Consider the following 14241-nt stretch of genomic DNA (forward strand, 5'->3'; position numbering starts at 1 on the left):
CAGAAAATAATTTACCCTAAATGTTGAATAAAATTATTCGGTTTATTTTCTTTGGAAATTACTTTGTTGGAATTTTATCCGTTGCCTTAACGCTCGAGGCTACACAACAACTGCGCCTGCCTTATAATTCAATTAATTATTTCCTTTTATTATTTCTAGCCCCAACAATTTACTACACGTATGCGTACAATAAGGTTTCCGTAGCACCTTCGGCAACCAATCCAAGAAACCAGTGGTATTTTAAGCACAAACAATTTATAAACTGGAGCCAGACTATTCTCTTCGTTGTTTGTATGCTGCTTGCGCTAAATTTATTGTATCAAAACTTTCGTAATATTTTAGAATTGCCATTAAGCTATTGGATTGCGATTATCGTGATCGTTATTGCAGGAGGGCTATATTATGGTTTGCTCCCCAAATCATTCCTTAAATTTAATTTAAGAAACACGGGTTGGTTTAAGGCCTTTGTTATTGGCTTCGTTTGGGCTTGCTGTGCAAATGTTTTGCCTTTAATAATGCTCAAAATTGAAACAGGAATTGGTTACCACGATTCAGTTTTGTGGACTTGGTTGTTTATTAAAAACTGGATGTTTTGCACTGTTAATGCCATTATTTTCGATATCAAAGATTACCCGACAGATGCGAATAAACACTTGAGAACTTTTGTAGTGCGTTATGGGTTACGACGAACAATTTTCAATGTTCTGATTCCATTATTAGTAATCGGATTGGCCTCGCTTGGTGTTTTTGCCTATTTTAAAGGCTTTGGTATTTGGCAGGTTTTTTTCAATGTACTACCATTCATTTTTACTATTTATGTTGCCTATTCTATGCATAAAAGAAAAAACATCCTATATTATTTAATGGTAATCGATGGCTTGATATTATTTAAAGCGATTTGCGGAATAATAGGTATGCAATTTGTGAAATAACTTTTAGTGAATTTTAATTCGGTACAAGCAAAATCTTAATTTTTTAATCCCAAAAGTTTGATCAACAACTACGATAAAATAGCCAATCAGTATGATACCTTAAGTCGATTGGTGTTTTTTAAATCGCAGGTTAATGCGCAAATCAATCAGTTACATAACATCCCTAAGGATAGTTCTGTCTTAATTGTTGGTGGTGGTACAGGGTGGATTTTAGAAGAAATTGTTAAGCTTCATCCATCAGGCATTAAAATTATCTACGTAGAAATTTCTGCAAAAATGCTGACACTTTCTAAGGCTCGAAACTACGGAGGTAATGAAGTTGAGTTTGTAAATATTGGTATTGAAGCTTTTGAAACCAACCTAATTTTTGATGTCATCCTAACACCCTTTTTATTTGATAACTTTTCTGAACAAAGAATAGGAGTTGTGTTTTCAAAACTAAATAACCTTTTAAAACAAAATGGCAAATGGTTACTGGTCGATTTCTCCTTAAATACGAATAAAGGTAAATGGTGGAAGTGGCTTGTTTTAAAATCGATGTACGTGTTTTTTAAAATGTTAGGCATAGTAGAGGCCACAAACCTAATCGATGTAAAGCCTTATTTTGTAGCAGAACAATATCAAGTAGTTGAAGAGCGATTTTACTATGCGGGTTTTATTAAAGCTTCTGTGTTTATTAAAAATAATATGACAAATATTTAATGCAACTACATTGCGTTTGTAGATTGAATTTATAATTTTGTATCAAAAGATACGATTATGGATTTCGATGTAATTATTATTGGTGGCAGCTACGCAGGTTTATCAGCTGGATTGGCTCTAGGTCGTTCGATGCGAAAGGTGCTAATTATTGATTCAGGTAAGCCTTGTAACGCTCAAACACCACATTCGCATAACTTTCTAACGCATGATGGCGATGTGCCTTCAAATATCGCAACAAAGGCAAAAGCTGAGGTTCTAAAATATCCAACGGTTGAATTTTTAAATGATTTTGTTATCTCTGCAAAGCATTTAGAAAATGGTGTATTAATTGAAACGGAAAATGGAGAAAAATTTACCTCAAGAAAAGTTCTGATTTCAACAGGTTTAAAAGATGTAATGCCAGATCTAAAAGGCTTTGCCGATTGTTGGGCAATTTCAGTTATTCATTGTCCGTATTGCCACGGTTATGAAGTTCGGGATGAGAACATTGGGTTAATGATGAATGGAGATATGGCTTTTGAAATGGCTAAAAATCTGTATCATTGGAATAAAGATTTAACCGTATTGACCAACGGTATTTCGCAATTTAACGATGAACAAAGAGAAAAACTGCAATCAAAATCGATTAACATAATTGAAGATGAAATCCTGGAATTTCAACACCATAATGGCTTATTACAAAAGGTAATTTTTAAAAGTGGAAAGCATTTGCCATTGAAAGCCGTTTATGCAAGGCCAGAAATGAAACAACATGCGGAATTGTACATCGACTTAAATTATGAACTTAACGACAGTGGTTTAATCGTAATTAATGAGCAATACGAAACAACAGCCAAAGGTATTTATGCTGCAGGCGATTGTATTTCACCAGCCAGAGGTCTATCAGTAGTAACAGCATCAGGTACAATGGCTGCTGTTATGATGAATAGGGCAATGATTTCGGAAGATTTTTGATTGAGCAACTGATTAAAAAAGTATTGCACCTGCAATAGTTGCAATAAACATGGAGATAATAACAATTCTATCAGCCTTAATCCATTGTTCTTTAGTTAAGGGAACAATTGTTTTTTCTTTGTTTTCTGTTCTAGGTCTTGCGATTCTAAAAACGGAGGTGTCTAATTTAATAATCATAGGGAAATGTTTTATAGGTTGATAAAACCAAGGCAAATCCCAAGCCAAAAAAGTAGCAGGATGTTAAATTGTGGATAACTTATGTTTTTATGTTAAATAATTGATATTTATCTAGTTGTAAATAAGGTTTAAACCCATCTATTTGATAATCAGTATGTACTGAAAATTACACAGATTGGTTTTTATGTGGTTGGTTATAAGCTTGTTGAGTCGTTATTCTGTTTTGAGTTTAAACTTAGCTTACTGTTCTTTTTACCGTACCAAAAGTAAATTGCTAAACCAATTATTAGCCAAACTGCAAGTCTTAACCAGGTTTCCCATGGCAGGAAAACCATCATTACAACACAAGTAATAATTCCTAAAATCGGGATTAATGGTACCAAAGGAACCTTGAAAGGACGCTTTGCATCAGGATCGGTTTTTCTCAGAATCAGAATGCCTACACAAACCATTAAAAAGGCAAGTAATGTACCGATGCTTGTCATTTCTCCTACAACATTCATGGGTACAAATGCTGCAAATAAACCAATAAATAAGCAAAGAATAATATTCGATTTATAGGGGGTTTTAAATTTCGAATGTACATCTGAAAACATTTTCGGCAATAAGCCATCCTTACTTATCGAGTAAAACATTCTGGATTGCGCCATTAAATCGATTAGAATTACTGATGTATAGCCAATTAATATGGCTAAAATAATTGCCTGACTTAACCAGGCGTAAGGTGTTTTTTCGATTGCGATTGCTACTGGAGCACCACTATTTGCAAATTCTTTATAATTAGCCAAGCCTGTCATAACATGGCCGAATAAACCAAATAAAACCGTACAAACAACCAAAGAACCAATAATACCGATTGGTAAATCTCTTGCGGGGTTTTTAGTTTCCTGCGCAGATGCTGCAACAGCATCGAAACCAATGAATACAAAAAATACCAAGCCCGCACCACGTAGAACACCACTCCAGCCAAAATGGCCAAACTCGCCAGTATTTTGAGGAATATATGGGTGATAATTTGCAGGATCTATATATTGCCAGCCTAATGCAATGAAAAGCAACACAACGCCAACTTTTAAAAATACAATAATACCATTAACAATAGCCGATCCTTTTGTGCCACGTATTAAAATTGCGGTCATTAAAACCACCACCAACGCCGCTGGAATATTTACAATTCCATTTACGGTAGTTCCGTCGGCAAGTTTAGCGGTTTCGAAGGGGGATAAGGTTAATTGCGGAGGAAGGTAAATACCTAAACTAGCCAAAAACCTCGTTAAATATTGCGACCAGCTGATGGCAACGGTTGCGCAACCAACAGAATATTCTAACACTAAATCCCAGCCAATAATCCAGGCGAAAAGCTCGCCCATTGTAGCATAAGAATAAGTATATGCACTACCTGCAACAGGAATCATCGAAGCAAATTCCGCATAACACAAGGCTGCAAAACCACAACCTAATGCTGCAATAACAAAGGAAAGTGTTACTGCAGGGCCAGAATGATTAGCAGCTGCCAAACCTGTTATAGAGAATAAGCCAGCGCCAAGGGTTAAACCAACGCCTATTAATATTAAATTGATTGGTCCTAAGGTTCTTTTTAAGGTGCCTTCGCCACTTTGGTTTGCCTCTGCAACAATGCTGGCAATAGATTTTTTCATGAAAAAAAGTTATAGAGCTGCAAAATTATGAAAATATATTAAATCTATCGCGTTTGTAGTTATTTGTTTTTAAATAGGAGTAATTAAATTAAACTGAATATTGTGTAGTAATACTTTGATGGCCTGAAGAGATACTTATTGTTCAAATCTTGCCCTTTTTTTTATCAACCCAGGTTTATTTTACTGGCCAAATTTTCTAAACCCGATATACGCGAAAATCCTTTTTTCTTGTAAAACTTTCGATCAGCAATTACCGAAATTGAAAAAAGATTGAAGCATTAGCGGGGCAGAATTGACCGGAAATTCACTGGCTCTGCTTTCCTAAAAACTCAAAAAAACATCAGTTTATTGGATTATTTTCTTTTATTAAATTTTTATAATAAAATTATTTAATTGATTATCAGTGTTTTGTATTACGATTTGAAATTATTTTAGTACTATGTAATACATAGTATTGTATAAAACATATATCTTTGTTTTATGATAGCAGAAAATACGCAAACGCAAATGCGGAAGGGAATTCTGGAATATTGTGTTTTATCAATCATCGCAAGAGGAGAAATTTACGCCTCAGATATTATTGCTGAATTAAGGTCGGCAAAACTTTTGGTGGTTGAGGGCACATTATATCCATTATTAACCAGGCTTAAAAACAACGGTTTGTTAAGCTACAACTGGGTAGAATCTACCTCGGGCCCTCCCCGTAAATATTATACACTTACCGAAGATGGTAGGGGCATTTTATCTCAATTAGATCAAACCTGGCAGGAGCTGGCTTATGCTGTGGGTATTTCACAAAAAGGAGCCAATTCATAAATTATTTATAACCGCAAAGAAATGGAAAAGACCATCATCATAAATATAGGCAACACCATAATACATATTGAGGAAAGTGCCTACGAGCTTTTAAAGGCTTATTTAAACGAGGTGAAACAACATTTTGCCAATCATGCAGATGATTTGGAAATTGTAACTGATATAGAAAATCGTATTGCCGAATTGCTTTTTGAGCAGCTGGAAGAGCAGAAAAAACAAGTTGTAGATACTGCCAATGTTAATTTTGTAATTGCTCAAATGGGTAGGGTACAGGATTTTGATATGGCAGAAGAAGGAGAGGAAGAGCCTGTTGTGAACACCGCATACCAATATCAAATCACCGATAAGAAATTATACCGTGATATGGATGAACGCGTAATTGCGGGCGTTTGTGCGGGTATTGCACACTACTTAAATTTTGAGGCACGTTGGATTAGGATAGCAGCCATTTTATCTGTCTTTATTGGCGGCTCGGGGTTATTGGTTTATGCCTTGCTTTGGATTATTATGCCAAAAGCAAAATCACGGATCGAGAAAATGGAAATGAAAGGCGAGCCAGCAAATCTTCAAGGTTTTCAAAAGAATTTAGATGAAGAGTTATTGGCCGTTAAAGAACGCTTAACCGAAGTAAACAAACATGCACAACCATTAATAACTAAATTTGGAAACTTTGTTGGTGAGTTTTTCGAATGGTTAGGTCGCTTTATGGCTGGAACAGGTAAAGTGATCTTCAAAATAATTGCAATTTTTATTGTAATTTTTGGGGTACTGTTTTTACTGGCTTTAATTATTGGTACGGCTGCCTTTCAGGGATTTTGGGATGCCAGCATTTATGAATTCTTTCCTTTCTCCATTATTAATGAAGGCAATCGTGGTGTAATTTTATTCAGCGCTTTTATTGTGTGTTTCATACCGATATTAGCTCTGGTACTTTTCTCTATTCGTGTTGCTTTTAGTAAACAAGCTATAAACAAAACACTTTCGTTCGCTTTGTTAATTATTTGGTTAGCTGGTGCTGCAACGGTTGGTTATCAGGCTGCAAAAATTTCGTCAGAATTTAAACAACATGCCGAATTAACAGAAACAACCGAATTGAAAACTTTGCCAACTTACATAATCGATATTGATAGAAGCAAATATTTCAGTAAGGAAGATAGTGTTGCGTACCACATTGATGGAAACCAAAGAAACAAGATTGTGATTGATGATTTTGAAGACGGACCTTTCGTATCGCCAAATAACGTTCGGATTAATATTATCAAAAGCGAAACAGGTGTAACCAGATTGGTTCAGAAATTCGAATCGCAGGGAAAAACCTTTCAAAGTGCTTTACAGAACGCTCAAAATATAAGTTATACCTATACCGCTAAAGAATCATCGTTAATATTTAATCCTCGCTTTCAGTTAAGAAAAGGAAGTATCTGGAGAAATCAGGAAGTATGGATCAATCTGGAAATACCTGTTGGAACAAAAGTGATTATCAAAGAAGATTCTTACCGTTACATTAACAATTATGGAACCTGGGATTGTGCCGATAAAGAAAACGACTCCAACGATTACAGTACCTGGATTATGACTGAAGATGGATTAAGATGCGTTGCTCAATTAAAAGAAGAAGCTGTAAAAAAGCAAAAACTTGAACAGGAACTATCTGATTTAAAAGTGCTGCAGAAACAGAAACCCGTTGATTCGGTTTATCAGGATTCTGTATCAAACAGGATTAGAGAAGTTAAGCAAGAATTAGGTATCAACATTGAAGAAAATCAAGACAACCAATAACTTGTTATTTCGGCCAAGGCAGAGAAATCTTTTGGTGCTAACGCTAAGTTAAAAGATTTCTTTGTGCTGCTAATTAGCGCTAAGCTAAAGTCGGGATGATTTAAAAAGAAAAGAAACCATGAAAACATTACTTACGCTAATTGCATGCTTAATCGCATGTGGGGCTTCCTTTGCCCAAAAAAACAGCAAACTTTCGGGGAAAGTTGTTGATGAAAAAGGACAAGCACTGGCCTTTGCCGTGGTAAAAGTTTTAAATTCTCCTGATACAACGATAGTAAAAAGCGGTTCTACCAATGTAGATGGAGAATTTATTTTCGACCAGTTAATAGAGGGTAATTATCGTCTGTCTGTTTCGATGATGGGACATAAAACCAAAAAAACCGAAAGCTTTGCTTTAACAGGAGATTTAAAATTACCATCAATTGTTTTAAATGGCGAAGCAAAGCAACTTAAAGAAGTAAGTGTTCAAGGTCGTAAACCATATGTCGAACATCAAATAGATAAAACGGTTTTAAACGTCGAAAATAGCATTGTATCATCTGGAAGTACGGCCTTGGAGGTTTTAGAAAAGGCACCAGGCGTACAAATCGACCGACAAAGTGAGCAAATTAAGCTGAATAATAAATCGGGTGTAACGGTAATGATTGATGGAAAAACGAATTTCCTATCGGGAGCGGATATTACCACTTTGCTTAGTAACATGAGTAGCGACCAGATTGCTACAATTGAGTTGATTACAAACCCATCGTCAAAATACGATGCCGCAGGGAATGCGGGCATTATCAATATTAAATTGAAAAGAAATAAGGCTTACGGTACAAATGGAACATTATCGCTAAACGGTGGACAAGGCATTATGCCCGATTCGCCGACAGATTTGGCTCGGGCAGGCTTAAACCTGAACTTAAATCATAGAGAAGGTAAGTGGAATATCTTTGGAAATGGTACGGTAGCTAGAAAAGCTAGTTTTAATAATACTTTTCTTACGAGAACAACTTTCGCTAATGGTTTGGCAAGCGCTTTTACTCAGGATTTTGATCGTAAAAATAAAGGTGTAGGTTTTCAGGGCAAGCTAGGTGCCGATTATTATGCTTCTGAAAAAACAGTTTTTGGAGTGATGATTGATGCGAATACCGTTAAAACAAAACTTAATAATTTTAGCAATACATTGATTAATGAAGTTCAATCAAATGTGGCAAGTTCAAATTCTGTACTTCAGGATGCTTATTCGAATTCGCCTGCTAATAACCTAACAGCAAACTTTAACATTAAGCACGATTTTGATAAAACAGGCAAAAATATTTCTTTCGATGTTGATTACTCTAACTTCAACAATAAGAAGGATGAGCAATTTAATGCCAGGTATTTAAATCAGGGCGGGCAACAGACCAATACAACTTTGCTAAGAAATAATACCGATGCAAACATTGATATTTTTGCTGCGAAAACCGATTTTACCTTACCGATTAATAAAACGATGAAATTCGAAACTGGTTTAAAAAGCAGTTATGTCGTTACCAATAACGACTTCATATCAGAACAGTTTTTATCAGGCAGCTGGCAAAACGAACTAAACAAATCGAACAATTTTATTTATAAGGAGAACATTAATGCCATTTATGGTAATTTCTCTAAAGAATGGAAGGTGTGGCAGGTTCAGTTAGGTTTGAGAGCAGAACACACACACTCAAATGGTAATTCAATCACCAGCAATAAAGAAGTTGATCGTAATTATTTGTCGCTTTTCCCTACCGTTTTTGTTAATCAGAAACTTAACGAAAATAACAATATCCGTTATTCCTACAGCCGCAGGGTAGATCGCCCAAATTATCAGCAGCTTAATCCCTTTTCATTTTATATGGATCCGTATGCTGTTGATCAGGGAAATCCTTATTTAAAACCCCAATTCACCGATAATTTCGAAGTATCGTACGGTTACAAACAAGTATCATTTTCTTTAAATTATGCCGATACCCGCGATATGATTACTCAAATTAGTCAACAGGATGAAGTATCTAGAATTGTTAGCGTAATTAGACAAAATTTAGGCCGTGCTCAAAATTATTCGGCTGGAGTTTATTTCCCGGTTAAGGTTGCCAAATGGTGGAATATGCAAAATAATGCAAGTGTTTACTACAACAAATTTGAAGATGGGAATTTAGAAGGTGCGGCTTTTCGTGCTTCGAAAGTGGCTTATAATTTTAACACCAATCAAACCTTTATTCTACCGCAAAACTTTACAGTCGAAGTCAGTTTCTGGTATAGTTCGCCAAAAGTATCGGGTGTAGAGCAAACAACCATTGCACAATACGCATTAAACGCTGGTATTCAGAAAAGTTTGCTCAATAAAAAGCTAAAATTGCGTTTAAATATGGATGATATTCTTTTAACCAACTATTGGAAAGGTGCTTTAGAATATCAAAATGTAAATCTTCAGGTTACCAATCGATATACCAGTAGAAGAGCTAATTTCAGTATCAGTTATGGTTTCGGAAATCAAAATGTAAAATCTGCAAGATCGAGAAATACCGCTACCGATGATATAAAAGGAAGAGCAGGAGGGTAGTTTAGTATTTAAATTCTCAATAAACTCTTAATCAATTTCCAATAGTCAGATTGCAAAGATTGACTAGCGAACTATTTACTAGTGAACCAAAACTCAAAAAGAATGAAAAAGATAATTTACACCATTGTGCTTCTGGTAATAGCGGTAACACTGGGTTGCAAAAGCAACGATTCTAATTTAAGTATCAGAGTTAAAGATACCGAAACAGAATATACTTACAATGCCGTTTATCCAGTAAGTAAAACGGATGAACTCGAAAAATATATTGCCCGAGAGCTAAAAAATGAATTACCGATGGATCAGAATATCGATACAAAAGTAAGTTTATTAAAAGGGGAAGAGTTTAGAATGAAGGCTACCGAAGGGGCATTACAAATTCAACTCGATAAGCGAAACAGCTCAATAACAGGATTTATAAAATTAAAGAAGTTTACAGATGGGATAAGTGCTGTTTTAGGTAGTAAATAATTTATTTTAATTGATTAGGAGGCTGAAGTAATGTATTTATATCGGCCTTTTTTAATTTATGTTTGAGTGTAAATGTTATACTTCCCATTAGCCAATGCTGGTAGCTTACTTCAACTTCAGCCACTTTAAATGCAGTTTGATTCTGTACCATCTTGATTTGAAGTAATTATGGAACATATAGAAGCTTTAATTGAATCTAAGCAAAGAAGCAAACTAATAAACTGGGTGTGTGAAGGGGTTGAGCATTTATGCGGGAAGTTCTGGGACGCTTCGGCAGATTAAAGCTTAAATTTGTGTAATGATTGATTATAATAACACAAAATATTTGATCCAACTCTTTAATTAATGCAATATTATGAGGCGATAATTAGCATAGTTTGAAAAATTTGGTTTCGAACTTAGGTGCTTTAGTGTCATAGTTTTTAATTGATGATTGTGTTAACTCATCATTATAGGTGTCGATATTTTGAAATTATTTCTTTATTTAAGGGATACATTTTAATTTTGGATATTCAATTGATTAGCAATTTTTATGAAACTAGTGCCCTTATATATCGATAGAAAGTCTTTAATCAATTTTTACGAGGGGCTATTTGAATTTGGTATCATAAACTTTATTCATTTACAATGCCTTTCAACCATCGCTTTCTAATGAATTGTGTGCATAAAAATGATGCAGTCAAAAAAAGCCACAGCCAATAATCGTACTTAAATGCCCAATAAACGAACGGGGGAATTATAACAAGCCATTCGACTATCAATATGTATTCAAATCTTACTGGGATAAACCTAAACGCCAATAAGTCCATTAGAATAATAATGAGATGGAAGCAAATTAAAATTATTAGGCCATAGGTAAAGAACAATAAGGGAATCGTAAGTAAATTTAAGAACAAGGTACTGTTCCAACTCTCATATGAGTATCGTTGCATTCCCAATAACCTAAATATTATAAGACCTATATAGGTTGAAATATAAAATCCAACTAGATGTATCCAGTTTGTTTTAATTACGCTTAAGTACTTCAAGAGACGTTTATTTAATCGCAAAGTAAGCATTAATAAAGTAGATTAAAAGTTAAATTGATGTTTTGTTCACCATCTGCGAACTGAGAAAATGTGTGAGAATCAGCAGTTGCAAAGCAACTGGATTCGATCTATGTTTAAATAATCAGTAATCAGCCTAAAATGACCTGATATTCGATAAAAGCGGTATATTGTAGATTGTACAAAAACCATGATTAACAACCTTAAAAACATTAAAAGCAAGATTGCGCTAATACTAGTTGCATCAGTTGTAATCAGCTGCAATCCGCTAAAGTATACCAAAAGCGTTTTAAGCAGTAATGCGGATAGAATCATTGTCACTGGTCAGGTTATAGATGAAGATACAGGATTAGCTATGCCTGTTGTTGTAATCTCAACTATTGATAAACTAAGGCAGACTTCAACAGATAAAGATGGCAAGTATACATTAGATATTACTGGATGCTCCCAAAAGTTAAAAGCAGCTTGGATTGGATATCATCATATATATACCAGAAATTTGAAACTAAAGAAAGGCGATACAGCAGTTGTAAACTTTAAGATGAAGTACGATATGAGGCCCTTAATTGATTGAAAATGCGTACTGACAGGCCTATGGAGCTATGGTTGTTGCAGTAAAGTTCGAAAGTAGCTTATTTAATCTTTTAACTCTAGCTGTTCAGTAGTAAAACATGTAGATATCAATCATGGAGTATTGCTTTATTAATCTTGCACTTAAATTGAAGATTTCCTTTGACATACATTCTGTCCATGTTGGCAGAATTATACTGATCTCCCGCCAAACCATCCTCGTAGTCATTTGCTCGTAAGTAATTAATGGTCTGAAAGGTTAGATATCCATAAATCTGCTCGCCCATCCTAAGCTTCAATGATTTTGATAAATTAAGATCCTGATGCGCCATAAGAATTTGTATAGCCGAGCTTAGTGAGTCTCGGTCATTTAACTTAAAGATCTTCAAGTTATACTGGTCAATAAGGTAATGGCTAGTAAATATGTTCTTAAAAACCTTGATAGTAAACTCGAAACCGCCAAACACGAATATTCCCATTTGTATTTTCAAGGTGTCGTTATCAATTGTACATTTACATTCACTCCCATAATCATCGATCTGCTTTGTCTGGTCATTAAGCTCAATCGAATTTTTATATTGCCTGAAACTATATCGACTCCTATTATCCTTATATCTAAGTGACGCTAGTATCTTTTGATTATTGATAGCAGAATCAATAATCTCTTGAGAAGTCCCCTCTATAAAGCTGTTGCCACCTAGTAATGTTCGAAGTTGCTCAGTTCGTTGGGCATTTAAGAGTGAATCCATTTGTGTCTCAAATGTTGTAAGAGTATTAAAAGAAGAGGTGTCAATGGCTTTGACAGTCCAAACATCAAAATTCTTTAATTTAACTTGGGCTAAACATGTCAAGGTCAACAAAGAAAGGTAGAAAATGAGAGAGGTTTTGAGCATAACAATAGTTGTTCCTTTAGAGATTGATAAGTTACCAATAATTATTGCTGTTCAAATACACTTACCTTAAATATTATTGCGTACCGACATCCGTATGGAGCGAAGGTCGTTGCAGTAAAGTCCGAAGGACGCTTAGCAAAAATTAAAACCATGACAGAATGAAATGATGGCGTGCTTGTTTTTCGCGAACTTAGTCTTGCTGAATGCATATCTCCTAGCTTAACCCGCTATCTTTCGCTAAAAACCACTGAAAGAAAGCAAAGCATCACCCCTCATAAATGGCGCAATTTTGGCGCACAACACTTAAGTTTACCTATATAGCCTGAACTTCCATTGTAGAATTCTTTGATATACTATAATTGAATTATTGTGTAACTTGTTGTCGGGTAGATGTTTATTACATCACCTTTTTAATTTATATTTGAATATAAATATTTTGACTCCTTAGCTCAGTTGGTAGAGCAACAGACTCTTAATCTGTGGGTCCAGGGTTCGAACCCCTGAGGGGTCACTACAGAAAATTAATAAAATTAATCATTGCAATAAGCTTCGCCAACCTGGTAACTTCCCTTCGATTTCATCGGTACAACTTCGCCCGTTTCTAAATAAACTTTATATATAGGCTGTCCGTCCGCTGGAGAGGATTCTGTACTTATAGCTGAAATTACACCGCATATTTTCTTTTTGCAACCAGAGGTTAAAATGCCACAAAAAAACAATGCAATTAATATTTTTTTCATTTGATTAGAAGAACGCCCCAAAATTAAATAATTTAAAATACCTATCGGCGGGTATTTTTACCTTTTTTTTAAGGGTAAAACAGGCTTATTTTTCATTACGACTTAATATAGAGTGGTATATAACGTAAAAGCAACACATTAATTACATCTAAATGCCCGATAAATGCTGTTGTATTTTCAAATTTGTTTGTAACCTTGTGGAATATTAATTGACCTAAAATGAAAAAATACTTTTCTCTGATTGCACTCGTAATATTTTTTATTTCTGTATCGCACGCTCAAAAGAAGCCAGCTTTTTACGATGATGTGCAAACGATTAAGAAGTACGATCAAATGTTTAAACCACCAGTAAACCCTGTATTATTTGTTGGGAGCTCTTCTATCAGGAAATGGGATGATTTAACACAGGTTTTTGCTAAGTATAATGCGTTAAACAGAGGAATTGGTGGTGCAGTTATTAATGATATTACCCGCTATTTAAATGATATTGTTTTCCCATATAATCCACGTCAGATTGTACTTTATGTAGGTGAAAATGATGTGGTAGATGATAAAGTGAATGCCGATACCGTTTTGAATAGAACAATTACACTTTATAAAGCAATAAGAGCTAAGTTGCCAACCGTTCCAATTGTTTACATTTCTATAAAACCTAGTCCAAGTCGCGATAAGTTTCGGGATAAGGTAATTGGTGCTAATGCCTTGATTAAGAAGTTTCTTTCTACAGAAAAAAACACAGTATTTGTAGATATTTTTCCTTCAATGCTCAAAGATGGAGCTGGAAGAACCGAACTTTACGTAGGTGATATGCTCCACATGAACGCAGCAGGTTATGCCATTTGGAGAAAAGCAGTTAAGCCTCATTTACTCAAATAAGAGCTACCTAAAACCGAAGGTTAGAAAATTAAATTTTATATATTTATTATTGTGTAAAATCCTT

The 14241-nt window shown here is 34.8% G+C and carries 14 protein-coding genes and 1 tRNA gene; 10 read left to right on the forward strand and 5 right to left on the reverse strand.

Translation table 11 applies throughout. From position 1 onward, the window contains the following. Positions 1–20 precede the first annotated feature (20 nt). The 3 genes from ABD692_RS10675 to ABD692_RS10685 are packed head-to-tail and all read left to right on the forward strand — an operon-like array spanning position 21 to position 2588. Positions 21–932, forward strand: a complete 912-nt coding sequence (locus ABD692_RS10675; protein ID WP_344766817.1) for a UbiA prenyltransferase family protein — start codon at positions 21–23, stop codon at positions 930–932. A 57-nt stretch (positions 933–989) separates the two neighbouring features. Further along, positions 990–1634 (forward strand): class I SAM-dependent methyltransferase, encoded by a 645-nt coding sequence (locus ABD692_RS10680; protein ID WP_344766819.1) that lies wholly within the window; start codon positions 990–992, stop codon positions 1632–1634. Between the two features lie 57 nt (positions 1635–1691). Beyond that, entirely contained in the window at positions 1692–2588 is an 897-nt protein-coding gene (locus ABD692_RS10685) for an NAD(P)/FAD-dependent oxidoreductase (RefSeq protein WP_344766821.1), read from the forward strand. 12 nt (positions 2589–2600) lie between these two features. On the opposite strand, the gene ABD692_RS10690 is transcribed toward ABD692_RS10685, so the two are convergent. Beyond that, positions 2601–2765 (reverse strand): hypothetical protein, encoded by a 165-nt coding sequence (locus ABD692_RS10690; RefSeq protein ID WP_344766823.1) that lies wholly within the window; start codon positions 2763–2765, stop codon positions 2601–2603. Positions 2766–2959: 194 nt separating this feature from the next. Next, positions 2960–4423: an amino acid permease gene (locus tag ABD692_RS10695; protein WP_316756159.1), complete on the reverse strand. Its 1464-nt coding sequence runs from the start codon at positions 4421–4423 to the stop codon at positions 2960–2962. Positions 4424–4903: 480 nt separating this feature from the next. Between ABD692_RS10695 and ABD692_RS10700 the strand changes: the two genes are divergently transcribed. The 4 genes from ABD692_RS10700 (at position 4904) to ABD692_RS10715 (ending at position 10052) form a co-directional block, all read left to right on the forward strand. Further along, complete coding sequence (locus tag ABD692_RS10700; protein WP_316756162.1) at positions 4904–5239, forward strand: PadR family transcriptional regulator; 336 nt, start codon at positions 4904–4906, stop codon at positions 5237–5239. Between the two features lie 21 nt (positions 5240–5260). Beyond that, the gene (locus tag ABD692_RS10705) at positions 5261–7018 is read left to right on the forward strand and encodes a PspC domain-containing protein (RefSeq protein WP_344766827.1); all 1758 of its coding nucleotides are present in this window, start codon (positions 5261–5263) and stop codon (positions 7016–7018) included. Positions 7019–7136: 118 nt separating this feature from the next. Continuing rightward, on the forward strand, positions 7137–9584 hold the full coding sequence (locus ABD692_RS10710) for a TonB-dependent receptor domain-containing protein (protein ID WP_344766829.1): 2448 nt from the start codon (positions 7137–7139) through the stop codon (positions 9582–9584). A 102-nt stretch (positions 9585–9686) separates the two neighbouring features. Beyond that, complete coding sequence (locus ABD692_RS10715; RefSeq protein ID WP_344766831.1) at positions 9687–10052, forward strand: hypothetical protein; 366 nt, start codon at positions 9687–9689, stop codon at positions 10050–10052. A 1-nt stretch (position 10053) separates the two neighbouring features. On the opposite strand, the gene ABD692_RS10720 is transcribed toward ABD692_RS10715, so the two are convergent. Continuing rightward, positions 10054–10203 carry a hypothetical protein gene (locus ABD692_RS10720; protein WP_344766833.1) on the reverse strand — a complete coding sequence of 50 codons (150 nt, stop codon included), beginning with the start codon at positions 10201–10203 and terminating at the stop codon, positions 10054–10056. A 1085-nt stretch (positions 10204–11288) separates the two neighbouring features. Between ABD692_RS10720 and ABD692_RS10725 the strand changes: the two genes are divergently transcribed. Beyond that, on the forward strand, positions 11289–11672 hold the full coding sequence (locus ABD692_RS10725) for a carboxypeptidase-like regulatory domain-containing protein (protein ID WP_344766835.1): 384 nt from the start codon (positions 11289–11291) through the stop codon (positions 11670–11672). A gap of 106 nt (positions 11673–11778) precedes the next feature. On the opposite strand, the gene ABD692_RS10730 is transcribed toward ABD692_RS10725, so the two are convergent. Next, complete coding sequence (locus ABD692_RS10730; protein WP_344766837.1) at positions 11779–12561, reverse strand: hypothetical protein; 783 nt, start codon at positions 12559–12561, stop codon at positions 11779–11781. Positions 12562–12999: 438 nt separating this feature from the next. Here ABD692_RS10730 and ABD692_RS10735 point away from each other — a divergent pair. Beyond that, positions 13000–13072: transfer RNA gene (locus ABD692_RS10735), tRNA-Lys, on the forward strand. Between the two features lie 19 nt (positions 13073–13091). Here the strand turns inward: ABD692_RS10735 and ABD692_RS10740 are convergent. After that, positions 13092–13301 (reverse strand): hypothetical protein, encoded by a 210-nt coding sequence (locus ABD692_RS10740; protein ID WP_316756173.1) that lies wholly within the window; start codon positions 13299–13301, stop codon positions 13092–13094. Between the two features lie 219 nt (positions 13302–13520). Here ABD692_RS10740 and ABD692_RS10745 point away from each other — a divergent pair, with 219 nt between their 5' ends. Beyond that, on the forward strand, positions 13521–14177 hold the full coding sequence (locus tag ABD692_RS10745) for a GDSL-type esterase/lipase family protein (protein ID WP_344766840.1): 657 nt from the start codon (positions 13521–13523) through the stop codon (positions 14175–14177). Positions 14178–14241 lie beyond the last annotated feature (64 nt).

Origin of the sequence: Pedobacter ginsengiterrae, from assembly GCF_039537385.1 — a bacterium.
GTDB lineage: Bacteria > Bacteroidota > Bacteroidia > Sphingobacteriales > Sphingobacteriaceae > Pedobacter > Pedobacter ginsengiterrae.